Raw genomic sequence first — 23,240 nt, 5'->3', positions numbered from 1 at the left:
GCCTGTGGTAATTGGCTACAGATGCAATTATACGCCCGCGCGCGGCGGCGCGGCAATAAGCCGGTATGTTTACTCAGAGGAAGTTAAGCCCTCCATACAGCCTGTTTCCGCAACAAGCCAAGATAAACGTGGACAAGCATTACCAAATCCTTGAGGCTGTTGGTGAGCTTTTTTACCCCTTTTCATCTTTTCCCCACAGGGGGGCGGGAGACAGATTAAATAAGGCAAGGAGGGATGTGCTTTTCAAGTATGCCGCACCTGTCCGTACCCTACAGGAAAAAGCCATGAACAACCCTAATTTCCCCCCCCCGTTCGTTTTATGTAATCTCCATCATTGTCCTCTCTTTGCTGGCCGTTTTCGACGCGGCGCGCGTCCTCGCTAGTGGACCCGGCGGCCCCATCACCCTTCCCCCCTCCGGCTGCCCTATGGCCCACTGCGACCCGCAAATGTCCGACCAGGTCAATCTGACCGCACAGAACAATCATTGAGGCATTGGGTTTTGGCGGCGGTATCCTCAATGCAGAGAGTACGGTGACTCTCAACTATAGCACGCTTGCCAATAATTCAGGGTCTAACGGTGGCGGCATCGCGAGTTACGATGGCACGTTGATTATCGAGAACAGCACCCTCTCTGGCAACATGGCTACGTTCCACGGAGGGGGCATGTTCATAGATTACAGCAACGACGTCACGCTGCAGCATAGCACAATAGTAGATAATGTGGCCGACGTTGCTAACAACATTATCATCTTCAACGTTGACTCTACTGAAAAAAGGCCAAAAACCGGGTTTTTACACATGAACCACTCTGGTAATTTTGGCCGGGCACTCGAAAAACCCGGTTTTTTCAGTGAAATTGCCAAGGCTCCAGTTTCACGTCGTTGGGCTACAATTTGAGCGATGATGCATCCTGCAACCTGACCCAGCCGACCGACATCACGAACACGGACCCGCTGCTGGGGCCGCTGGCGGACAATGGGGGGGCGACGTTGACGCACGTGCTGCTGCCGGGCAGCCCGGCCATTGACAGCGGGGATGACGTGGCCTGTCCCGCCAGCGACCAGCGCGGCGTCTCCCGCCCGCAGGGGGCCGGCTGCGACCGTGGCGCGGTGGAAGCGGTGGACATCACCTCCCGCCTGGATTACGCTTACCGGATGAATGACGGCAGCGCCGGCCAGGGGCGCTTCACTCTGTTCGCCGATGGCAGCTTCGTGGACGAAGCCAGCAGTGCGGGCAGTTGGGGCGCGCCCGCGCCGGACAAGCTGTGGCTGGCTTACGACGCGGGCTACGCCTGCGACGCCCTGCTGCTGGGCAAGGTGCTGCCCACCAACCAGGTGCGCGGCATCCGCCTCTGCCGCGACGGTGCCGCCGCCCGCGGCTTCTGGCAGGCAACCATCCTGGACTAGACGAACAGCATACAAACCCGCCCAAGATTGGTTCATTCTTGGAGAATGAACCAATCTATCATCTACGCCTCATCGCCCAATCCTTCCCAAAAGTGGTCCAGCGCGCCGACGGTTTCGGAGAGTTTCTCGAAGTGAGGCAGACCGCGGCTGGGAACGATGCGGGTGGCGCGCCAACGGGGGTTACGCTGTAGCAGTTCTGGCAGGCGGTCAAAGCGGGAATAGGCGTCCTCGTCGTAGATGATCAGGGCGGGCGTGTCCAACTTTTCGTAAACCTGACCACAAACGTCCTGGGTGAAAAGTTTGCCGCTGAGGAAGGCGAGCGGGGCGTGTTCCGCGCCGGGCTGGTGGGACGTGGCGTAGGCGTAGTCCACGAAGCCGGGCGTGATGTCGTCCACGAAGCTCTGCCGCAGGAAGAAGCGTATGCTGCGGCGGCTGGCAATCAGGTCAAAGAGGGGGCGCGCCCACAAGGGAAAGGCGAGAAACTGATACAGCCGGTCGCTGCTGCCGCGCATACTTGCCTGCTGCGTGGCGCGCCCTGTGTTCTGGGCGTTCAGGCCAGACGGGGAGATGCAGACGAGGGAGTGGAACAGTTCCGGGCGCGCCAGGGCGGCGGCGGCGGCAAACTCGCAGCCCAATGACAACGCTACGACGTCGGCGGGCGCGCCGATCTGGTGCAAGACGTCAATGATGGCGTGTTGGAAGAGGGCGGGCGTGTAGGCACGGGGGGCGCGGTCGGAGAAGCCGTAACCGGGGAGGTCCAGGGCGTAGACGGGGCGCAGGCCGACGTAATGGCGGAAGAGGGGTCCCATTTCGTAGGCGCTGGCGGCGGCGTTGACGCTGTGGATGAGGAGTAAGGGGCGGCCCTGGGGATGGGAGCGGTGGTAGATGTTGAGTTTGCCGGCATTTTCGCTCTGCAACAATTCCCATTCCGCCTCCGGGATCGCATTCGGCAGAAACGCATTGTGATCAACAAACCACTTGCTGTAGGCCATCCAACCGCCGGCCAGCAGCAGCGGCCAACCCAGTAAAGTTTTAACAATTCCATTCTGTTTGCGAGACATCATTAACCTCCGTCTGTTAGCTAGATTGGACCAATTTTCTGGTGGAAATGGCCGTTGAGCGCGTGAAATTGGTCCAATCTTGAGTCAATCGATCATTTGCAGCATTTCCGGACGCAGGGAAAGGGTCACGACTTGACCCACGGGCGGCAGCGGGGCAGTGGCGTCCAGTTCAAAGTGCAGCCGCGTTTCCCCCACTTGCACGATGATGAGGCAAAAGCGTCCTCGAAAAGAAACATCATGCAAAAACCCGGTGATGACGTTGACGCCCGTATCCCCTGGCGCAGCCGCTTCGGGCCGGATTAACAGGGTCACATTTTCCCTATGCCGCCCCCCTCTATTGGCTACACGAAATTCGCCGAGCGTCGTCTGCACCCGCGCGGGGTCCAGGGATAACGTGCGCCCGGCCAGCAGGTTGCTCATGCCCAGGAAGCGGGCGACAAAAGGGGTAGCCGGGTGATGGTAAAGGGTTTGCGGGGTGGCTTGCTGTTCGACGCGGCCGGCGTTGAGAAGAACGATGGTGTCGGCGAGGGCGAAGGCTTCGGATTGGTCGTGGGTGACGTAGAGGGCGGTGATGCCGGCATCATACCCCATCTCCCGCCCCGCCTGCAACAAAATCGGGCGCAACTCCGTCAACAACCGCTCCCGCAGCGCCCGATCCAGCGCCCCCAGCGGCTCATCCAGCAACAGCAAACGGGGCGCCGGAGCCAGCGAACGAGCCAGCGCCACGCGCTGCTGTTCCCCACCCGACAACGCCTGCACCTGCCGCGCCCCCAAATCCGCCAGCCCCACCCACGTCAACGCCTGCCGCACCCGCACCGCCACACGCGCCGCGTCCCAACCCGCCATCCGCAAGCCAAAAGCCACATTCTCCGCCACGTTCTTGTGCGGAAACAAAGCATATTCCTGAAAAACAAAACCAAAATTCCGCCGGAAAGGAGGTACAGCCGCCAAATCCACCCCATCCCACAACACCCGCCCCCCATCCCCCTTCTCCAAACCGGCCACAATCCGCAACAGCGTCGTCTTGCCGCAGCCACTCGGCCCCAACAGGACCGTCACCTCCCCTGCCGCCACACTCAAAGACACCTCCCGCAGCACCACCTCCCCCTCATACGCCTTCGTCACCCGCTCAATCATCAACATAAATCACCATCCCCCTCACACCTCACACCTCACACCTCATACCTCATACCTCATACCTCATACCTCATACCTCATACCTCATACCTCACACCTCATACCTCATACCTCATACCTCACACCTCATACCTCTAAAACTCCCCCACATCCGCGTAACGAAAACGCTCAATCGCCAAAAAGCCCACCGTACAAACCAGCATCAGCAGCGTACTCATCGCCAGCGCCTGCCCAAAATTAAGTGCGCCCGGCTGGCTCAAATACCGCTCAATGGCAATCGGCAACGTCAGATAGCCGCTGTTGGGTCGGGCAATGAAACTGGTGGCCCCAAACTCACCCATGCTGATGGTGAAGGCAAAGACCGCGCCCACCAGCAGCGCCCGCCCCACAATGGGCAGGTCAATCTCGCGCCAGACGCGCGCGGGAGACGCGCCCAGCAGGGCAGCCGCTTCGCGCAAGCGGGGGCGAATCCCTTGCAGCACGGGCAGCACGGCGCGCACGACAAAGGGGAAGGCAACCAGGACATGGGCGATGAGGACGAGCAGAGGGGAGGTGCGCAGGCCGCGATAGGTAACTACGTAGCCAAAGCCGAGGGTGACGGCGGAGACGCCCAGGGGCAGCATGAAGACGGGTTCCAACCAGCCGCGCCCGCGTGCCGGGCGCGTGAGCAGCGTGGCGCTAAGCAGGCCGAAGAAAGACGCGAACAGCACCGTCAGCAGACCAAACAGGAGGGAATTGCGCACCGCCAGCAGCGGCGGAATAAAGGTGATGCTGCCGCGGCGGGAAACGGGCAGCGCCTGATAATAGGCCAGGGTGAGATGGCCGGAGGCGTCGGTGAGCGAGCGCCACACCAACGCCAGCAGCGGCAGCAGCAGGAACGCGCTCAGGCCGCCTACCAACGCGCCGACGCGCAGTTTCTCGCCGACCGTAATGGGGCGGCGCACGGTGCGCTGTTGCGGCTGCAAGTCCAGGGGAACGGCGGCGCGTCGCTGCCAGCGCGCATAGGCCGACATGAGGAGGAAGGTGAAGAGGATTTGCAGGAGAGATAACAAGGCGGCGATGTCCGGGCGCAAGTAGGTCACGTATTGGCGGTAGATTTCCGTCTCGATGGTGCTAAAACGGGGGCCACCCAGGATGAGGACGACGCCAAAGCTGGTGAAGGTGAACAGGTAGATGAGCAGCGCCGCGCCGAACAGCGGTGGGCGCAATAGTGGCAGGGTTACTTCCCAAAAGGCGCGCCGGGGCGAGGCCCCCAACAGTTGGGCCGCTTCGGTCAGGCGGGGGTTGAGGTTGGCCCAAAAGCCGCCTACCAGACGCACGACGATGGTGACGTTGTAGAAGATGTGCGCCAGGAGGATGATGGCCAGGGTTTGTTCCAGGCGCAGCGGCGGCTGGCTGAGGCGAAAAAGCGTCATGAGGGATTGGTTGACGGGGCCGGATGGTCCCAGCAGGGCGCGAAAGGCGGCGGCGACGACGACGGTGGGCATGACGAAGGGGATGGTGGTGAGGGCGCGCAGGAGGTGTTTGCCGGCAAAATCATAACGCGCGAACAGGTAAGATGCCGGCAAGCCGATCAGCAATGTCAGCAGCGTGGAGAGCGCCGCCTGCCAGACGGTAAACCAAAGGACGCGCCAGAGATAGGCGCGCGCAAAAAACGTTTGCAGCGCAGCAACCGTCAGACTGAGGCGCAGAATGTTGACCAGAGGATAGAAAAAGAAAAGGGCGAGGAACAGCAGCGGCAAGGCGACAAGAGCCAGGCGCGGTCCTTTTTTCAGCCAGGAGAACGGAGATCCACGCATCACGCGCCACTTACCCTCGCTACTTCTCGCCTACAGGGGAAAGAAAACGGGCAGGAAGATGAGCATCAATATCCAAATGAGAATGGTCAGGGGCACGCCGACTTTGGTGTAATCGAAGAAGCGGTAGCCGCCGGGGCCATAAACGAGGACGTTGGCCTGGTGGCCGACGGGAGTGAAAAAGGCGCTGGAGGCGGCAATGCCCACGCCCATGACAAACCCATGTGGCTCCAATCCCAGACCTTGGGCGGCACTGATGGCAATGGGAGCGACGAGGACGGCGGCGGCGGCGTTGGACATGAAGCCGGTGAGGATGGTGGTGAGGATGAAGAGGCCGAGGAGGAGGCCGCGCGCGCCGAAGCTGCCGACGAGTCCCAGAATGGAGTCGGCTGCGAGTTGGGCTGCGCCCGTTTGCTGCATGGCGATGCTCATGGGCAACATGCCGGCAATTAAAAACACCGACTTCCACTCCACAGCCCGATACGCTTCGTCCATCGTCATCACCCCCGTAAGGACGAACAGAACCGTGCCCATCACCGCGGCGGCGGAAATGTGCAGCACACCCACCAGGACCAGACCAATCATGGAGGCAAAAATAGCAACCGCCAGTGGCGCTTTATGATGGCGAGGGGTCTCAATCTCCAAAGGTCCCAAAACGAGAAAACCATTGTGGCCGCGCAACGATTCAATCCGCTCGCGGCGACCATGCACGAGTAATACGTCCCCCAGGCGCAGGGGAATATCTTCCAACGAGGCCGTGATGTGGGCCGTATCATGCCAGATAGCCAGCACGGTCAGATCATACCGATTGCGAAAATCCGCCTCCTGCAGGGTTTGCCCGATGAAATCGGCGCGCTGGCTGACCACAAGCTCCGCCAGGATTGTGTCCGCGGAAATCAGGTCGCGCACGCGCACGTGCGTATTCGCGTCAAAGCTGATGCCCAACTGCTCTTGCAAGGACAGCATGTCTTGCACGGACCCCTTGCAGAGCAGGCGGTCGCCGGCGTGCAGCACGGAGGTCGCCACCAGGTCCAGGTGCGTTTCGCCGTTGCGCACCAGGGCGATGACCGTGAGGTCGTAGATTTCGCCCAGGCGGGCCTGCTCCAATGTTTTATCGACCAGGGGAGAATTGGGCAGCACGGTCAGTTCGCACAAGTAGTCGCGCAGGTGATAATCGCGGGCCAGGTCGGCGGAATGGGAGACTTCGCGCCGCTCTGGCAGCAGATGTCGCCCGATGAAGACCATGTAGAGGATGCTGCTGGCGAGGATGATGACGCCGAGGGGGGTGAAGTCGAGCAAATTGAAGGGGGCCAGCCCGGCTTCAACGAGGGCGGCGCTGACGAGGAGGTTGGGGGGAGTGCCGATGAGGGTGGTGACGCCGCCGAGGAGGGAGCCAAAGGCCAGAGGGATGAGCAGTTTAGATGCCGGCACATTCGTCTGCGTCCCAATGCTGATCACGGCAGGCAACAAGACGGCGGTCGCGCCGATGTTGTTTGTGAAGGCGGACATGATGCCCACCATGAGCATAATGTAAAACACGAGACGGGCCTGATCATTGCCGGCAAGGCGCAAGATACGCGCGCCGAGCATATCCGCCACGCCCACCCGCGCCATCCCATCGCTCATCATATAAATCGCCCACACAGTGATCACGGCTGGATTGGCGAACCCCCCAAAGGCATCTTCCACGCTAATGATGCCCGTCAAGAACAACGACAGCAGCACCATCAGAGATACCACGTCTACACGAATGCGTTCCGTGGCGAAAAGGACAATCGCCACCCCCAGAATTAACAGCACGAGCACGATCTGTACTGTCAAGTGTTCCATCCTTTGAAGAATTGTCCAACCTGGCACAATGGTAAAATGTTTGACATCCGAAAACCCGCCGGTCACGGGACGGTGGAGGGCGTCATTGTATCCAACCCATTCCAGAGAGCAAAAGCGCCACTGTCTCACAACAGTGGCGCCAGTACTCAAACCCGGATTCTCCTGGCATATCCGAGTTCAGGAAGATTTGTGTTCAATACAACCCTCCAGGCGCGACGTATGCGTTTCAGATTGTCCGACATCTCGCCATCCTGGTTCGGGATTCTCATTCTCCATCATGCACGCCATTGCCACGCGACGGGCAGGCTTCATCCCCGGTCAGCGACAGGGGCGACGCACTTGCCTGCGCCGCACCCTGCCTCCACTTTATCCGTTTCTTATTTGCGGCGCAAACGATTCGTCAGACCATCGAAGAGACTATACACCACGGGAACAACCAGCAGCGTCAGTGCCGTACTCACCAGTAACCCGCCTGTGACGGCGCGGGCCAGTTCGGAGGCGATGATCGCGCCCGCCTCGCTGCTGGCCGCCAGCGGGATCAAGGCCAGAATAGCGGCCAGGGCCGTCATCCAGATGGGACGTAAGCGGGTGCGCCCGCCCTCGATCAGGGCATCCGTCGCATTTTTGCCGCGCTGGCGCAACTGCTGCACCAGCTCCATCAAGACAATCCCGTTGGTCACCACAATGCCGACGAGCATCATGAAGCCAATCATGGCGGAGATGCCCAGGACGCTGTTGGTGATGAACAGGGCGATGGCCGCGCCCACCAGGGCAAAGGGCAAACTGAATAGGATGGTGAACGGATGAACCAGACTGCGGAAAGTCAGGGCCATGATCAGGTAGACGAGAACAATGGAGTAGCCAATCGCCACCACCATGCTCTGGAAGCCTTCGATTTGCTGCTGCGAGTCGAAGCCCTCGCTCACCTGCACGCCACTGGGCAGCCCCACGTCGATGATGGCCTGCTTGGCCGCGTTGGTGACGCCAATGGTGTTGTCCGTTTCCAAATCACCGCTGAAGCTGACGGCGGGTCGGCCATCAATCCGTATGATGGTTCCACTACCGCCAACGGCGGTCGCGTCCACATTGCTGCTAACGTTGGCGATGTCCGGCACGCCATCGGCGTCCAGGTCCACGGAGCCGAGGGCCGCTTCGACGGGGCCAACCAGGTCTTGCAGTTCCGCCGCCGAGTCGCCCGTGAGGACAAGGGCGAAGCCGCCAAAGCCGGTTTGCGAAGCGGCGGAGACGGTCACATTATCCGCGCCGAATAACGCTTGCGCCCGCTGGCGGATCTCGTTCGTCAGTTCGTTGATTTGCTCCTGGTCCGCGACGCTGATGGTGATGGCGGCACTGTTCTCACGCACGCCACCGCCACCAAAAGCTGCCTCAAACCCGCCGGCACTGCCTACTTCCGTTTGCACGGTGTCTATGGCCGGCAAATCGGCCACGACTGCCTCGAATTCGCGCGCCAGGCTGTCGGTTTCCGCCATACGCGTGCCGGCAGGAAGACCAACTGTAACATTGACCGTGGGTTCGCCAATGGAGGGAATGAAGCTGCGGGGTAGTTGGTTGAGCAGGCCGAGGCTACCGAGAAAGATGAGGGCGGCAATGAGCATGGTGAGCCAGCGGTTGCGCAGGGACCAGGCCAGGATGGGCGTGTACCAGCGCTGCATGGCGCTTTCCCGTTCTTCGGGGATGTTTTCACGGCGGATGAGGAGGTAGGTTAATGCCGGCACAACCGTGATCGACACCACAAAACTCGCCGCCAACGCATACGTCACCGTCAGACCAAACGGCAGAAAGAACGAACCAATCAGGCCGCCAATCAAACCCAGAGGTAAGAACACGGCCACCGTCGTCGCCGTCGCCGAGAAAATGGCAATCGCCACCTCCTTTGTCCCTTCCAACACCGCGTGGCGCGGGTCGTCGCCGCGCTGAATGAAGCGGTACGAGTTTTCCAACACCACAATCGAGTCATCCACCACACGCCCAATCGCCACCGTGAGACCACTCAGCGTCATGATATTCAACGTGACACTGGTGGGGAACAGGCGCGAAATGAAGGTGAGAATGGGGTTATTGGTCGTCTCCACCAATCCTTGCAACCACACGCCAATCGTCGGCGGAACCACCCGCATCAGCAGCAAGGCCGCGAACAAAGAAAGGGGAATGGACACCGCCGTCACCAGCGTGGCCCGCCAGCTCAGGCGATACCTGCCGCCGACATGCCCACTGAGGAAGAGCAGGATGACGACGATGGCGAAAACGCCCCCCAGGATGCCTTCCCGCGACACGCCGGAAATCGAATCTTCGATAAAGGTGGCCTGCTCAAAGACGAGGCTGGTTTGCACACCGGGATGCTCCGCTTTGTAGGCGTCCAGCGCATCGAAAATGCGGTGCGCGACGACGACCGTATTGGCGTCGCCATCTTTGTAGAGACTGAGGATAACGGCGGGGTTGCCATCGGTGCGCGTGATGCTGGCTTCGGGGATGAAGGCGGCGATCTGGCCGGCGGCGATGCCGCGCAGCCGCTGCGCCAGGTCAGGCGCAAACGCATCGGGGTAGTTGTCCAGCAAGTAGGTGAGGCTTTCCGGCGACATCATTTCCAGCACATTGGGCTGCAACGTGGCCGCGAAATCCTCTTCATTCTCGGCCAGATACGCGATGACGTCTGGCGTGAGCGCGCCGAGCCAGTCGGCGGCGTTTTGGACCTGAGGAGATTCGGGGAAGAAGTTAAGGAAATTGGCCGCACCCGGCACGAAGGCATTGTTGAGGATGTCCGCCGCCGTCTGGAAGGCGGAGGGCGAGCCATCGGGCGCGGGTTCAATCCAGATACCACCCAGCGGCGGCGCGCCGGCGGAAGCGGCTTCACGTTCGGCTTGCTCGGCGGCGGCCAGTTGCCCCGCGCCGCCATAATCCGCGGCCAGGGTGTCCAGTTCGGCGCGCAAGGCGGGATCGAGGGTGTCCAGGTAAGCGGGTGGCAGCAAAGCGATGACTTCCGGTTGTAGCAGGCGGAGGTTGTCGGGCGTGAGCAAGGAGAGGGCCTGCACGGCTTGCGGTCCCAACCCGGCGAAGAGGCGCATGAAGTCGGGTGTGATGTCCTGGGCGTATTCCAACTGCACGCCCGCTGCTTGCGCGCCCTGGATCAACAGGTCGGGCAGGCGGCCCGGCTCCACGGTGGGCGTGAGTTCGGGCGTGGGCGAGGGTGGGGTTTCCGTCTCGGCGACCACCTGGGACGCCTGGAACTGCGCGGCGCGAATGGCGATGACGCGCAGCGTGTCTTGCGTGTCGGGGTCAAGGGTGGCCAGGAAGTCGGTGGGCAAGACGGCGAGAGCCTCGGCGGGGAGGCCGAGGATGACGTCGCTGGTGAGGGTGTCGAGGAGTTCGGGGGTGCTGCCGGCAATGAGGCCAATTGCTTGGGGGGGAATTTGGGCGGTGTTGGTGACGGTGATGCCGGCATATTCCGCGGCGGCGATCCAGGCTGTAGGCAAGGGGACGGCGGGGGGATTTTCGCCGGCGGAAGCGGCGAGAATAGCCGCCAACTGCTGCCGCAAAACTGCGTCCATGTCCGTGACAACGGGCAGCGCCACGGCCAGCGCCGCCGGATCAATCGCCCGCCACTGCGCCGGCTGCAAGTCCGCCAGAAGCCGCGGCGCGAAGCTGACGACCGTCTGCATGGTGACCACGTCCAGGTCCGCCGTGGTGGAGATGGTTTGCCCGGCGGCGGCGGCGGTGGTGATCCAGCTTTCCGGCAGGGGCACAGGTTCGACCTGCGCCGCGGCCACTACGATGGGCGGGGCGGCCTGGAACTGGGCGGCGCGGATGGCGATGACGGCCAGGGTTTGCTGCATGTCGGGGTCGAGGGTGGTGACGTAAGATGCCGGCAACGCCGCCTGCACCTCAGGACTCAACCCAAGCAAAACCTCCGGCGTGAGCGTCTGCAAAAGCTGGGGGGCGAAGTTCGCCAAGAGTTGCACGGCGGCCACGTCAATTTGCGCTGTGTTGGTGATGGGGAAGCCCGCGCCGGCTGCCGCCTGGGCCAATTCCGCGGGCAGTTCAACGGGGGCCGGGTTTTCGCCGGCGGCGGCGTTGGCGATGGCCGTTAATTGTTGCAGGAGGAGGGGATCCAAATCCACGGCGACCTGCGGCAAGGCCACGGCAACGGCAGCGGGATCAAGGGCGCGCCATTGGTCCGGCTGTAAATCGGCCAAAAGCGGCGGCGCGAGCGAGACAATCCCCTGCATCACGGGCACGTCAATGTCGGCGGTGGTGGAAATGGTCTGGCCGGCGGCGGCGGCGGCGGCGATCCAGCTTTCCGGCAAGGCCACCGGTTCCACTTGTGGCGCTTCTGTGGCCGGTTCAGCGGCGGCGGCGGCTTCGTCGAGGGCCAACTGCCCGGCGCCGCCATAATCGGCGGCAATGGCGTCCAGTTCGGCGCGCAGGGCGGGGTCCAGGGTGTCCAGGAAATCAGCGGGGAGAAGGGCGAGGGATTCTGCCGGCATCAAACGCAAATTATCCGGCGTCAACAAAGCCAACGCCTGCGACGCCTGCGGTGCAAAAGCCGCCAACTGGCGGACAAAATCAGGCGTCAAATCCTGCGCCACGCTCAACTCCAGCCCCATCGCCTGCGCCCCCTGAATCAAAATATCCGGCAGGCGCGCCGGATCGGGCGTGGCCGTGGGCGCGGCGGTTGGCTCCGCCGTGGGCGTCGGCTGCGGAGCCGCTTCCGTGGCCGCAGGCGCGGCGGCAACGGACGCATCCGGCAGCTCTTGCCCACCGCTCAACGTCACGCGGCTCACCTGGGACAGACCTTCCATTTGCGGAACCAGGTCTTCCTGCACGAGCGCCTTTAGTTCCGGTAGCGTCAGGTCGGATGAAGAAATGCTGGCCACAACCACGGGCAGGTCGCTTAGACTGAAATTCAGCACGTCCGGGCGGCTCATGCCCTCGGGATAGGTGATGGCGTCCACGGCATCATTGATGTCCGCCAGCACGCGGTCCTGGTTCAGACCAAACTCGTTCCGCACAATGACGATGCCCAACGCCTTGCTGGTGGTAGATTCCACGTTGACTACGCCGGAAACCGCGGCCAACTTTTCCTCTAGCGGCTGCGTAACCTGCGCCAGGAAGGTTTCCGCGTCCGCCGCGTCGGACCATTGGGCCAACACGATGGTCTGCGGGAACTCAATGCGCGGCAGCAGTTCCAGATTGAGGCCCGTCATGGCCCACACGCCCGCCGCCAACACGGCCAGGGCAAGAATGATCGATAGACCACGAAACCGCAGTGCCAGGCGTGTGATTCGGTCAAAGAAATTTGTTAGCATTCACTTACTCCTGCGATAAGTCACAATGATGCAGTCCGCGGGGTCAGGCGGTTTCCACCGACCACCTCAGCGCCAGGTTGGGGTGGCGGCGAGGACACATTGGCTGATGCAATAGCATGGTTGTGGGGGAAATGGCTCCTCGAGCTGCGTCCCTGTTCCCGCGTGTGCAGTGGCTTGGTTGATTTTTCAGGAACGTCACGCGATTGTTACCAATTGCACAAACGAAACACTGTATATCACAAACAATAGGGGGCGTCAAGCAGGGCAAACGGTCGTTTATGGTATATCCATACGCCGGTTTTGGCGGATCGCGCCGCTGTTTGATGCATGGTGCGGTCAGGTCAACGGAAGCACCCAGACGGGCAGGCGTTCGGCTGTCTCGCGGTAGCCGAATTTGCGGTACAGGTAATGGGAGGAGATGTTGTCCGTTTGTGTATTGAGCGACATTTGGCGCAAGTTGCCACGCCGGTAGCCGGCAATGGCGTTGGCCAGCAGCGCCGTGCCCACGCCGCCGCGCTGCACCGCGGGGTCCACGGTCATGCGCGCCAGGTGTGCGCCGTAGTAGCTGGCGGTGCTGCATTGGTAGCCAACGACTCTGTCGTCAATGAGGGCTACATCGAAGCTGTAGCTCTGGCTGTTGGCTCGCTCCAGGGCGCGGGCGCTGTAGCGCCAAATGGGGGCAAAGGCGGCGGCTTCGATGTCGGCGAGGCGGGGCATGTCGGCCAGGGTGACGGGGCGAATATGAATGGCGGGGTTGAGGTGAAAGGTGGGCATGATGGGGGTTTCGCGGATCATGGTGACGACGTGGGTGATGGTTTGGAACCCGAGGTTGGGGATGAAGGGGTCGGGCCAGCGACGGGAGGCCATCCAGGCGAGTTCGGTGGCGTGGGTGGCTTGTAATGCCGGCACAACCGCCCCCAACAGTCGCTCCAACATCGTCCCCGGCGGCCACTCTCCAATGAAAGCCACGCCGCGCAGCCAGGATGCCGGCAACGGATCCGCCCCCGCCACCAAAAACCCTACCAACGCCCCCTCAATCTCCATCCCCACCGCCCCAGGTTGATCCAGCCAATCCGCCAGCGTATACCAATCCACATGTACATGCGTATATCGCGCATTTCGCAAAAACCAGGTCAGTTCCGCGTTGTCCGCTCGCCGCAGTGGGCGCATTAACGCATTGTTAAAAATTGGGTTTGCTAATTCCATATCGCTATTGTACACTACCTAATCACATATTAGGGTGAGTTCATGGTCAAAAACAATGATGTTACCACAGCAACCAGCACCAAATCGCCGCGGACCCTCATGAATACCGTGCCCTTCTCCGCTTCATCAAATTAATGACCACTCAGGTATTTGTTCACGGCTAACCTGTCACCAGAAAGCCAATTCCACACACAACAAGCCGGTCCGCGCCTGAAAGCTAGACAAGTCCTCCTAATATGTGAAGAACCGTGATGAAGCGATATACCACCCAGGGTGTCAAGCCTGGATTCTGTATGATATATCGCTTTTTTCTTTTGGCCGACACGCAATTCTGATCGCGGCGGCCCGGCCCCACAAGCCACGCGCTCTGCTTCCCAAACCCGAGCTTGGCTTCTACGCAAAATGGATAACGCGCATACGTCAGGCAAATTGGCCGCGCGAGAAGCAACGAGAAGTGCATCATCCCGGAAATGGAGAACTGAAACAGAAGGCAGCACCAGCGAATGAATACACAGAACCGTGACAAGGCATTGGACAACACGTTGGCAACGATTCGGAAGCGTTTTGGTGATGGCGCAATTATGCGCCTGGGAGACGCACAGCATCTCCAGGTAGACGCCATCCCCACAGGATCGCTGGCTTTGGACATTGCCCTCGGTATTGGTGGTCTGCCTCGTGGGCGCGTCGTCGAGATTTATGGGCCAGAGTCTTCTGGCAAAACCACTTTGTGCCAGCACATCATCGCGGAAGCACAAAAGACCGGGGGCATCTGCGCCTTCATTGACATGGAACACGCGCTGGACCCCCGTTACGCGGCACGCTGCGGTGTTGACGTCAACAGCCTTTACGTCTCCCAACCCGACACCGGCGAACAGGCGCTGGAGATAGCGGATGCTTTGATTCGTTCGGGCGCAATGGATGTCGTCGTCATCGACTCGGTCGCGGCCCTGGTGCCTCGGGCGGAAATTGAAGGCGAAATGGGCGATGCTCATGTCGGCCTACAGGCCCGCCTCATGTCCCAGGCGCTACGCAAGATGTCCGGCACGATCAAACAGACCAATACGATTGTGATCTTCACGAATCAGCTACGCATGAAGATCGGCGTCATGTTTGGTAACCCGGAAACGACCAGCGGCGGCAATGCCCTTAAGTTTTATGCCTCCGTACGCCTGGATATTCGACGTGTGCAGGCCATCAAGGACAAAAGCGACATCACGGGCAACCGCACGCGGGTGAAAGTGAAGAAAAACAAGGTCGCCCCACCGTTTACGGAATGCGAATTCGACATCATGTACAACGAAGGCATTTCCAAGACGGGGGACGTAGTAGACCTGGGCGTGAGCTTCGGTTTGCTGGACAAACGAGGTTCCTACTATCGTTATGGCGATACCCTGCTAGGACAGGGACGCGAAAACGCGAAAACTTTTCTGGCGGAGAATCCTGGCTTTTTGCTCGAACTGGAGCAACTTATCCGACAAGAAGCAGGATTACCGCTGCTCAATGGGCAGTCCGAGACAGCAGCATAATCCACTGCACAACGCCCATACGCGCATAAGCCTGACATATCTGACCAAGCGAGCAGATGTAAATGACAGGCCAAATGCAATCAATCACGGCAACGCAACAGCCAGTCAACAGGAATACTATTCGCTCCCGCTCACTATTTGGGGGTGGATAGATGCTTCGAGTACCAACCAGGTTAAGTAGGTTTTCGCCCACCATTGGCATGGGCGCTTGTAATTCAAATGGCATCCTGGTGTGACACGTTATCTGCCACGCAGAAGGCACACACTGCGAGACAAATGAGTTAAGGTATCGGTCGGGTTCGCTGTTATCTTGGGGGTGTATGCCGGCAGACAGCGACGCAGCGAACTGTAGCAAGAGAAGATTGACCTGGTCTCAGGTTGCCGGCATTGGCTACCTGCATAATCGGTTTCCTGTATGGATAGAGCGCCGTGGTTGCTGGCAACCGTGGCGCTTTTTTGTTTGATTCACATGGACCTTATTAGCGACATCCAACCGCAAAAACGCAACCAACAACGAGTTAACATCTACGTTGGGGGACAGTACGCCTTCAGCCTGTCCCTGACCGCGGCAGCGGAATTGAAAATAGGCCAACCATTGACGCCAGAACTCCTGGCCCAAGTCCGCAGCCAGGACGAATTCGACAAAGCGCGTCTCACAGCGGAACGATTCCTCAGCTACCGCCCACGCAGCACGGCGGAAGTGCGACAAAATCTGCTGCGCAAGGAAATACCTGTCCCCCTGGTGGAGCAGGTCATCAGAAATTTACAGGAGCGGCATTTGCTGGACGACGTTGCCTTTGCCCGCTACTGGATCGAACAACGAGAGAGTTTTAAGCCCCGCGGCACCCTGGCTTTGCGCCAGGAACTTCAGCAAAAGGGGCTGGAGCGACATATTATTGAGGCTGTCTTGACCAGGCTGGATGATACCAGCAGCGCCCGGCGGGCAGCCGAGAAGCAGGCCCAACGCTGGTCCCATCTACCCTGGGAGGCGTTTTCCCAAAAAATGGGCAGCTTCTTACAACGACGCGGCTTTGATTATGACACTATCCGCCAGGTAACACGGGCGGTGTGGCAGGCGCAGGCCGCCGACGAACCTGAATAAGTTGATAAGGAGTTGGAATTCATGGATGTGTATTTTTTTGTGGGTCTCCTGGTGGGACTCGTCGTAGGGGCGGCAATTGTTGCCGGCATCTACTGGCGATTCCTCAAGCCCAACCATGACCAGGAGTACCAACAAGCCCTACAAGAAATCAACCTACAACGACAGGAGGCCCAACGAGAAACCCAGGAACTCCTCAGCAAAGCCCAGGAGGAAAGCAAAGAACTCCGCTCCGAAGCGGAAAAAGTCGTCGAACGCCGCTTTGAAGACCTTGCCCGCGCCGAAGAACGGCTCGACCGCCGCCAGGCCAGCCAGGACCGCCAGGCAAAGAAAGTCGAAATACGCGAACAGGCCCTCAACAAACGCCAAAGCCGCCTGGACAAGCAGCAAAATGATCTGGAACAACTCGCCAGCGAGCGCCAGGTAGAACTGCAAAAAGTCGCCCAGATGACCACCGACGAAGCGCGGCAAGAACTGTTGGCCGCCGCCGAAGTCGAAGCGCGCCAGGACATGGCCCGCATCATGCGCGAAATCGAAGACGAAGCCCGCGAAACAGCAGACGAAAAAGCGCGCAAACTCATCGCCACCGCCATCCAACGCATCAGTAGCGAACACGTCTCCGAAATCACCGTCTCCGTCGTCCCCCTCCCCAGCGACGAGATGAAAGGTCGCATCATCGGGCGCAACGGGCGCAACATCCGCGCCTTTGAGCAAGCAGCCGGCGTAGATGTCATTGTTGACGACACCCCCGAAGCCGTCACCATCTCCAGTTTTGACCCCGTGCGCCGTGAAGTCGCCCGCCGCGCCCTGGAAAAACTGATCGCCGACGGGCGCATCCACCCCGCGCGCATCGAAAAACTGATCAAAGACGCCCGCGACGAGGTCAACCGCATCATTGTAGAAGCAGGCGAGCAGGCCGTCTATGAAGCCAATGTACATGGCCTACATCGCGAGGTCATTAAGCTTCTGGGTCGCCTGAAATTTCGCACCTCATATGGGCAGAACCAACTTCACCACTCCGTGGAAGCCTCCAAAATCGCCAGCGTCCTCGCCGCCGAACTGGGCGCGGATGTGGAAACCGCGAAGATGGGTGCGCTCCTGCACGACCTGGGCAAAGCGCTGGACCATGAACAGGAAGGCACGCACGCCCAGTTGGGCGCGGATTATGCCGCCCGCTTCCGTGTGCCCGCCCCCGTGATCAACGCCATTGCCTCGCACCACCACGAGGTAGAACAAGAATCGGTGGAAGCCATCATCGTGGAAGTGGCCGATGCGATTTCCGGTTCGCGTCCCGGCGCGCGGCGTGAGAGCCTGGAGAATTACATCAAGCGTGTGCGCACGCTGGAAGACATTGCCGTATCCTTCACCGGTGTGGAGAGTGCCTATGCACTGCAAGCGGGACGCGAAATCCGCATCCTGGTGAAGCCAGGCGCTATTGACGACCTGGGGGCGATTCGCCTCTCCAAGGATATCGCCAAGACGATTGAAGAAAGTATGCAGTATCCCGGTCAAATCCAGGTGACCGTCATCCGTGAAACGCGCGCCGTCGGCTTTGCCAAGTAAGGGTCCGTTTTCAGGTTGTCGGGCATTACCAAACCTTAAAGGTCTCTTGAACTTTAAGAAACGACCTCGGTAATCGCGTCTGGCGATTTAAGCAAGACCACCCCCCAACCCCCTTCCCCCGCGGGGGGAAGGGGGCTATTTCCCGAGGGCGCGGGTGCGCGACTACCCGTTTGTTTTTCAAAATTCAATGTAACGGCTAACGCTCTCTGGAGATTGGACCAATTTTACCAGAGAAAATTGGTCCAATTGAGCTTGGCAGTTACGATTCAGTAAGGTTTTTCATTCACCAAACCGTCAACTTTTCCAGGCGCGTTGGAAACTCGCCCGACAGGCTATTTGCGAAGGGGACTCGCGTAAAGCCTGGCCCCATGTCAACGAAAACGCCTGTGCCCAAGCGTCATCCGCATATTGTCACCGAAACGTCCCTCCCCTATAATCACCCTGTTCCGACCTATTTCCTACAAATCGAACCAGCATCCTGCCCCTGTCCGGGCAGCAGGTCGGGCGGCGCAAGCATAGCAGGGTAACAGGCGCGGGCAGGCAGGTAAAGTATATTGGGCGGCTCATGAGTTTTCATATCGGCGACAAAATTGGCCCTTACCGCCTCGTGGAGCGGTTGGGTCAGGGGGGAATGGCCAGCGTCTATCGCGCCTACCATGAGGCGCTGGATCGGTACGTCGCCATCAAAATCCTGCACCCGGCTTTCGCTACGGATGCCACCTTCCTCCGCCGCTTTCAGCGCGAGGCCCGCGTCGTAGCCCAACTGGACCACCCCCACATCGTCCCCGTCTACGATTTTGCCGAACACGAAGGGCATCCTTACCTGGTGATGCGCCTGATTGAGGGGGAAACGCTCAAGGACATACTCGGTCGTCGCATGTTGACGCGCGCGGAGATTTTGCCAATCACGGGCGCCATTGCCTCCGCCCTGGACTATGCCCACGCCCGTGGCGTGCTGCATCGGGACATCAAGCCATCGAACATCATCCTTTCTCAGGAAGGCAAGATCATCATCACCGATTTTGGCCTGGCGCGGCTGGCGGAAACGGGTGAATCAACGCTGTCGCAGGATGTGATGCTGGGCACGCCGCAGTACATTTCCCCGGAGCAAGCACGTGGGGACCCGCGGATTGACGAACGCGCCGATGTTTACTCCTTTGGCGTCGTTATGTACGAGATGGTTTGCGGGCAAGTCCCTTTTCAGGGAGACACGTTTTACACGATCATCCACGACCACATCTTCACGCCGCCGCCTGATCCGGCGCAGATCAACCCGCGCGTGTCGCCGGCATTGGCCGCGGTGCTGCGGCGGGCACTATCCAAGTCGCCGGAGGAGCGGTATGCCTCGGCGGGGACGCTGGCAGTGGCTTTTCGCCAGGCGCTGCTGGCAACAACCACGGAAGTGGCTCCGCCTGAGCGCCGGGAGCGGTCCCCCGTGGATGTGGTGGCCATTGCGCCGACGGTCGCCGAACCCGCGCGCACGCCGCCGCCGATTGAGGCACAAGCCGGGGCAACGCCATCCCCGCACAGTCGCCGCCGCACCCTGCTGCTGGTTTTGCTGGGCATGGCGCTGGGCATGTGTCTTTGCCTGGGGCTGGTGGCCGTGAGCAATGGCATCAATCAGAACCAGGCGGAGGCCACGGCGGCGGCGGCGACGGTGGCGCCGGCGCCTACGCCCGTCTTGCTACGGATACCTGCGCCGGAGCAATTGCGCGCTCCCAACCAACTTCTGGCGCTAGTGCAAGCAGCGCCGGATGATCTGGCGCTGCGCCTGGAATTGGCGGCAGCCTATTTGCAGGCGGGCAATAATCGTGAGGTGCTGCAACTGTTGGAGACAACTTTTGCCGGCACAAACGACCCCAATCCCCTCATCTCCGCCGCGCAAGCCGCCCTTTTCTATCCCGCTTACTACGACCTGGCGCACGTGATCCTGCTGCTGGGCTTGCGGCAGTTCGCCGACGACCCTACCCTCTCCAACCTGATGATGATCGAGGTGATCCTGGCGGACCGGGGCGCGACGGCGGTGGCAGACCTAATGGCAACGATACAAGCTAGACCTGACAGCACGTTCACCGTACAATTAGGAGAAGCCTATCAGGCTTACAAAACAGGCAACAGCGCCGCCGCCATGCGGATTGTGAACCAGGCGCTGCGCGAACAAAGCAATCCGGTGCGGGCGGAATTCCTCTTTTTGCAGGGTATTCTCTACCGCGAGATGAATGAGCCACAGCGAGCGCGGCAGACGCTGCAAGCGGCGCTGACGGCGGAAGATACGCCGTTGTGGTTGCGAACGCACATACAACGGCTGCTGAATACGCTGTGAGGGTGGAATCCGTCCTGGTAGCGCCCCTGGCGCATGGGAGACGCCTTCTACCTGGCGTAAAGGACGAGAATGATGCGTAAGCCATTTATTGCCGGCAATTGGAAAATGAATAAAACCCCGGATGAAGCGGTCGCCTTCGTGCGCCAAATCCGGCATGGACTGAATGAAATCGACACTGTAGACAGCGCCGTGTGTCCGCCATTCGTGGCCTTGCCCGGCGTGGCGGATGCGCTGCGGGGAACACGCATTGGCGTGGGGGCGCAAAACATGCACTTCGCGGAAACCGGCGCGTACACAGGCGAATGCGCCCCGAATATGCTCACGCCGTTTTGCCGGTACGTCATCCTGGGCCACTCGGAACGGCGCGCCTACTACAATGAAACGGACGAAGGCGTCAACCGCAAGATCAAGGCGGCCCTGGCGCACAATCTGATCCCCATTGTGTGCGTAGGGGAGAGTCTGGCGCAAAATGAGGCGGGGGAGACGCATGTTTTTGTGAGTGGACAGGTGCGGGCGGCATTTGCCGGCATTTCTCCCGCGCAAGCAGCCATTTGTGTCGTCGCCTATGAACCCATCTGGGCTATTGGCACAGGCAAATCGGCGAACCCCACCAGTGCCGGCAACATCATCGGCCTCACCGTGCGCGGCACGCTGGCGGAGATATTTGGCGAAGCCACCGCCGACCAGATTCGCATCCAATACGGCGGCAGCGTCAAACCGGAAAACATCGCCGACTACATGCAGCACCCGGACATCGACGGCGCACTCGTCGGCGGGGCCAGCCTCAAGCCCTCTTTCGTGGACCTGGTGCGCAACGCCGCTTGACATAGGAACCGAAGCATCGTCGATCAGGCAGTTATCACTGTTGAGCAGATCAGAAATCGCCGATTCTGGATCGAAAAAATAAGCGATCTGAGCAAAAACTTTGGCTTCGATGCACAAAGAGTCGAAACTGACCTTGCTCAAGAGGAGGAAGCGCTTTCCTTTCTCGCCGAAGAAAGAGCGCGAATCATGACGCTCTCAAGAGAGGAGGCAATTAACGATATCATGAAGTGGAGGAAATTAGATAACCGGATACGCACGGTTCAGTCGCTCGCCAGCAACAGAATTCTTAAGTTTGGCTGGAAATCAGCATGAATGACGTCTATCTTGACAAGATCACGATGGGAGACTGTCGTGATCACATCCCAAATCTGACTAACGACAGTATTGACCTGTTCCTCTCAGATATTCCGTATGGAATCAATCTGGATGATTGGGACGTCCTCCATGACAACACAAACTCCGCGCTTTTGGGCCAATCGCCCGCGCAAGCAGGGAAAGCCGCTTTCAAGAGAAGGGGCAAGCCAATCAATGGCTGGTCGCAAGCAGACCGGAACATAGGCGCGGAATATCAGGAGTGGTGTCAAACCTGGGCACAAATGGTATTACCCAAAATGAAAAGTGGGGCCTCACTCTTCGTCTTTGGCGCGCGTCGTACAATCCATCGCGTCATCAACGCCTTTGAAGACAGCGGCTTCCTGCTCAAGGACACGCTGGCCTGGAAGAAACCATCGGCGCACCACAGGGCGCAGCGCCTTAGCATGATCCTTAAACGACGCGGCTTGGGCGCCGAGGCGGAAAATTGGGTGGGCTGGCGCTTGGGTAACTTGGCGCCAGCATATGAACCAATAGCCTGGTTCATAAAACCTTACAAAATGGGGGGGACGATCACGGACAATGTACTGGAACACACCGTTGGCGCAATGAACCTGCGGCACTGCCAAATTGATGGCGCAAACCCTACTAACGTCCTGGAATTCAAATGCCAGAAGAATGAACCCAAAGTACATGAGGCGCAGAAGCCGCTAGGATTGATAGCCTTTCTGATTAAGCTAACAACGAAAGAGGTCCAAATCGTACTCGACCCCTTCATGGGAAGCGGGACAACGGCTGTTGCCGCGAAGTCACTTGAGCGACATTTCATTGGGTTTGAGATCATGCCGGCATATCATCAAATCGCACAACGCAGACTCGACAGCGAAGGCGTAACCCCTTCCTCCAAGAACGAAACGCCGGTCCAACGCGCATTATTTGATCATCCAATAGCAGATTTGATGTCTGATTAACCAAAACGTTCATGAACGAACTGCTCGCTCCTTTCATCTGGGTGGCGGTGACGCTGCCGCTGCTGCTGCTGGTACAGCGGTGGATTCACCGCCACCTGCACGGTGTTTCCTTGCTGCTGCTGGGCAAAGCCAACTGGGCGATGATTCTGTACGCCATCGTGCTGCTGCCGGGCGTGTTTTTGCATGAGGTGAGCCACTGGTTGACTGCCGGCATGTTAGGTGTACGCACCGGACGATTCAGCCTCATCCCCCGCGTGCAAAAAGACGGCTCCATCCAACTCGGATACGTGGAATACTACAAGAGCCGCACCCTCGGCCCCTTCCGCGAAAGCCTCATCGGCGGCGCGCCCCTCCTCTTTGGAACCGCCGCCATCCTCCTCATCGCCTTCAACATCTTCGACATCGCCCAGCTTGGAGCCGCCATCCAGAGCGGGCAAATGAACGAACTCACCCTGGCCCTCGGCCAGATATTCTCCGCCAACGACTTTCTCGTCTGGCTCTACCTCCTCTTTGCCATCAGCAACGCCATGCTCCCCAGCCCCTCTGACCGTCGCGCCTGGCCCGCCTTCATCATCGCCCTGCTCCTCCTCGGCCTCCTCGTGGTGCTGCTGGGCGCGCAAAACATCCTCTGGGAAGGAATCGCCGGCCCCGCATCCCGCGTCTTCGGCTACCTCGGCGTCGCCTTTTCGCTCGCCCTGGGCGTGGATTTATTCGTCATGCTGCTGCTGGCGCTGGTGGAAAGAGCCATCAGCCGCCTCAAGCATGTGGAACTCGTTTACGACAGCGCCGCTTCCGTTTCCGAACATGAGGCGTCGTGAGTGGCGGGTGGCAAGCGGTGAGTGGCGGTCATTAGTAACCGC

The 23,240-nt window shown here is 59.9% G+C and carries 15 protein-coding genes; 9 read left to right on the top strand and 6 right to left on the bottom strand.

All coding sequences use genetic code 11. The annotated features are described in order from the left end of the window. The first annotated feature begins 532 nt into the window (after positions 1-532). Together H6650_19850 and H6650_19845 are read left to right on the top strand one after the other, a co-directional pair. Positions 533-898, top strand: a complete 366-nt coding sequence (locus H6650_19850; GenBank protein ID MCB8954265.1) for a hypothetical protein — start codon at positions 533-535, stop codon at positions 896-898. Further along, positions 895-1,407, top strand: a complete 513-nt coding sequence (locus H6650_19845) for a hypothetical protein (protein MCB8954264.1) — start codon at positions 895-897, stop codon at positions 1,405-1,407. Before H6650_19850 ends, H6650_19845 begins: the two co-directional genes overlap by 4 nt. 62 nt (positions 1,408-1,469) lie before the next feature. On the opposite strand, the gene H6650_19840 is transcribed toward H6650_19845, so the two are convergent. The 6 genes from H6650_19840 to H6650_19815 all read right to left on the bottom strand — a co-directional run bounded on the left by H6650_19840 (position 1,470) and on the right by H6650_19815 (position 13,761). Further along, positions 1,470-2,471: an alpha/beta hydrolase gene (locus H6650_19840; GenBank protein ID MCB8954263.1), complete on the bottom strand. Its 1,002-nt coding sequence runs from the start codon at positions 2,469-2,471 to the stop codon at positions 1,470-1,472. A gap of 81 nt (positions 2,472-2,552) precedes the next feature. Next, on the bottom strand, positions 2,553-3,611 hold the full coding sequence (locus H6650_19835; protein MCB8954262.1) for an ABC transporter ATP-binding protein: 1,059 nt from the start codon (positions 3,609-3,611) through the stop codon (positions 2,553-2,555). 128 nt (positions 3,612-3,739) lie between these two features. After that, entirely contained in the window at positions 3,740-5,404 is a 1,665-nt protein-coding gene (locus H6650_19830; GenBank protein ID MCB8954261.1) for an iron ABC transporter permease, read from the bottom strand. A gap of 30 nt (positions 5,405-5,434) precedes the next feature. Continuing rightward, positions 5,435-7,222 carry an SLC13 family permease gene (locus tag H6650_19825; protein MCB8954260.1) on the bottom strand — a complete coding sequence of 596 codons (1,788 nt, stop codon included), beginning with the start codon at positions 7,220-7,222 and terminating at the stop codon, positions 5,435-5,437. 386 nt (positions 7,223-7,608) lie between these two features. Further along, positions 7,609-12,555, bottom strand: coding sequence for an efflux RND transporter permease subunit (locus H6650_19820; protein ID MCB8954259.1), 4,947 nt, complete (start codon positions 12,553-12,555; stop codon positions 7,609-7,611). A 336-nt stretch (positions 12,556-12,891) separates the two neighbouring features. Continuing rightward, complete coding sequence (locus H6650_19815; GenBank protein ID MCB8954258.1) at positions 12,892-13,761, bottom strand: GNAT family N-acetyltransferase; 870 nt, start codon at positions 13,759-13,761, stop codon at positions 12,892-12,894. A 503-nt stretch (positions 13,762-14,264) separates the two neighbouring features. Here H6650_19815 and recA point away from each other — a divergent pair. From recA to H6650_19780, 7 genes are all read left to right on the top strand, one after another. After that, positions 14,265-15,287 carry a recombinase RecA gene (gene recA, locus H6650_19810; protein ID MCB8954257.1) on the top strand — a complete coding sequence of 341 codons (1,023 nt, stop codon included), beginning with the start codon at positions 14,265-14,267 and terminating at the stop codon, positions 15,285-15,287. A gap of 415 nt (positions 15,288-15,702) precedes the next feature. Beyond that, positions 15,703-16,389 carry a RecX family transcriptional regulator gene (locus H6650_19805; GenBank protein MCB8954256.1) on the top strand — a complete coding sequence of 229 codons (687 nt, stop codon included), beginning with the start codon at positions 15,703-15,705 and terminating at the stop codon, positions 16,387-16,389. Between the two features lie 21 nt (positions 16,390-16,410). Continuing rightward, positions 16,411-17,949: a ribonuclease Y gene (gene rny / locus H6650_19800; protein MCB8954255.1), complete on the top strand. Its 1,539-nt coding sequence runs from the start codon at positions 16,411-16,413 to the stop codon at positions 17,947-17,949. Between the two features lie 565 nt (positions 17,950-18,514). Continuing rightward, the gene (locus H6650_19795; protein ID MCB8954254.1) at positions 18,515-20,272 is read left to right on the top strand and encodes a protein kinase; all 1,758 of its coding nucleotides are present in this window, start codon (positions 18,515-18,517) and stop codon (positions 20,270-20,272) included. Between the two features lie 72 nt (positions 20,273-20,344). Then, entirely contained in the window at positions 20,345-21,097 is a 753-nt protein-coding gene (locus H6650_19790) for a triose-phosphate isomerase (GenBank protein ID MCB8954253.1), read from the top strand. A gap of 308 nt (positions 21,098-21,405) precedes the next feature. Continuing rightward, positions 21,406-22,380: a site-specific DNA-methyltransferase gene (locus tag H6650_19785; GenBank protein ID MCB8954252.1), complete on the top strand. Its 975-nt coding sequence runs from the start codon at positions 21,406-21,408 to the stop codon at positions 22,378-22,380. Positions 22,381-22,391: 11 nt separating this feature from the next. Further along, the gene (locus tag H6650_19780; protein ID MCB8954251.1) at positions 22,392-23,198 is read left to right on the top strand and encodes a hypothetical protein; all 807 of its coding nucleotides are present in this window, start codon (positions 22,392-22,394) and stop codon (positions 23,196-23,198) included. Positions 23,199-23,240: the final 42 nt, after the last annotated feature.

Source organism: Ardenticatenales bacterium, from assembly GCA_020634515.1.
Taxonomy (GTDB): Bacteria; Chloroflexota; Anaerolineae; order Promineifilales; family Promineifilaceae; genus JAGVTM01.
The sequence above is the reverse complement of the archived record's forward strand: the minus strand, read 5'-3'. Positions and strand labels throughout refer to the sequence as shown.

Excerpts from the sequence above, each read along its gene's own strand:
- H6650_19840 (MCB8954263.1), bottom strand. The coding sequence starts at position 2,471 with ATGATGTCTCGCAAACAGAATGGAATTGTTAAAACTTTACTGGGTTGG.
- H6650_19835 (MCB8954262.1), bottom strand. The coding sequence starts at position 3,611 with ATGTTGATGATTGAGCGGGTGACGAAGGCGTATGAGGGGGAGGTGGTG.
- H6650_19830 (MCB8954261.1), bottom strand. The coding sequence starts at position 5,404 with ATGCGTGGATCTCCGTTCTCCTGGCTGAAAAAAGGACCGCGCCTGGCT.
- H6650_19820 (MCB8954259.1), bottom strand. The coding sequence starts at position 12,555 with ATGCTAACAAATTTCTTTGACCGAATCACACGCCTGGCACTGCGGTTT.
- H6650_19815 (MCB8954258.1), bottom strand. The coding sequence starts at position 13,761 with ATGGAATTAGCAAACCCAATTTTTAACAATGCGTTAATGCGCCCACTG.
- recA (MCB8954257.1), top strand. The coding sequence starts at position 14,265 with ATGAATACACAGAACCGTGACAAGGCATTGGACAACACGTTGGCAACG.
- H6650_19805 (MCB8954256.1), top strand. The coding sequence starts at position 15,703 with ATGGATAGAGCGCCGTGGTTGCTGGCAACCGTGGCGCTTTTTTGTTTG.
- rny (MCB8954255.1), top strand. The coding sequence starts at position 16,411 with ATGGATGTGTATTTTTTTGTGGGTCTCCTGGTGGGACTCGTCGTAGGG.
- H6650_19795 (MCB8954254.1), top strand. The coding sequence starts at position 18,515 with ATGAGTTTTCATATCGGCGACAAAATTGGCCCTTACCGCCTCGTGGAG.
- H6650_19790 (MCB8954253.1), top strand. The coding sequence starts at position 20,345 with ATGCGTAAGCCATTTATTGCCGGCAATTGGAAAATGAATAAAACCCCG.
- H6650_19785 (MCB8954252.1), top strand. The coding sequence starts at position 21,406 with ATGAATGACGTCTATCTTGACAAGATCACGATGGGAGACTGTCGTGAT.
- H6650_19780 (MCB8954251.1), top strand. The coding sequence starts at position 22,392 with ATGAACGAACTGCTCGCTCCTTTCATCTGGGTGGCGGTGACGCTGCCG.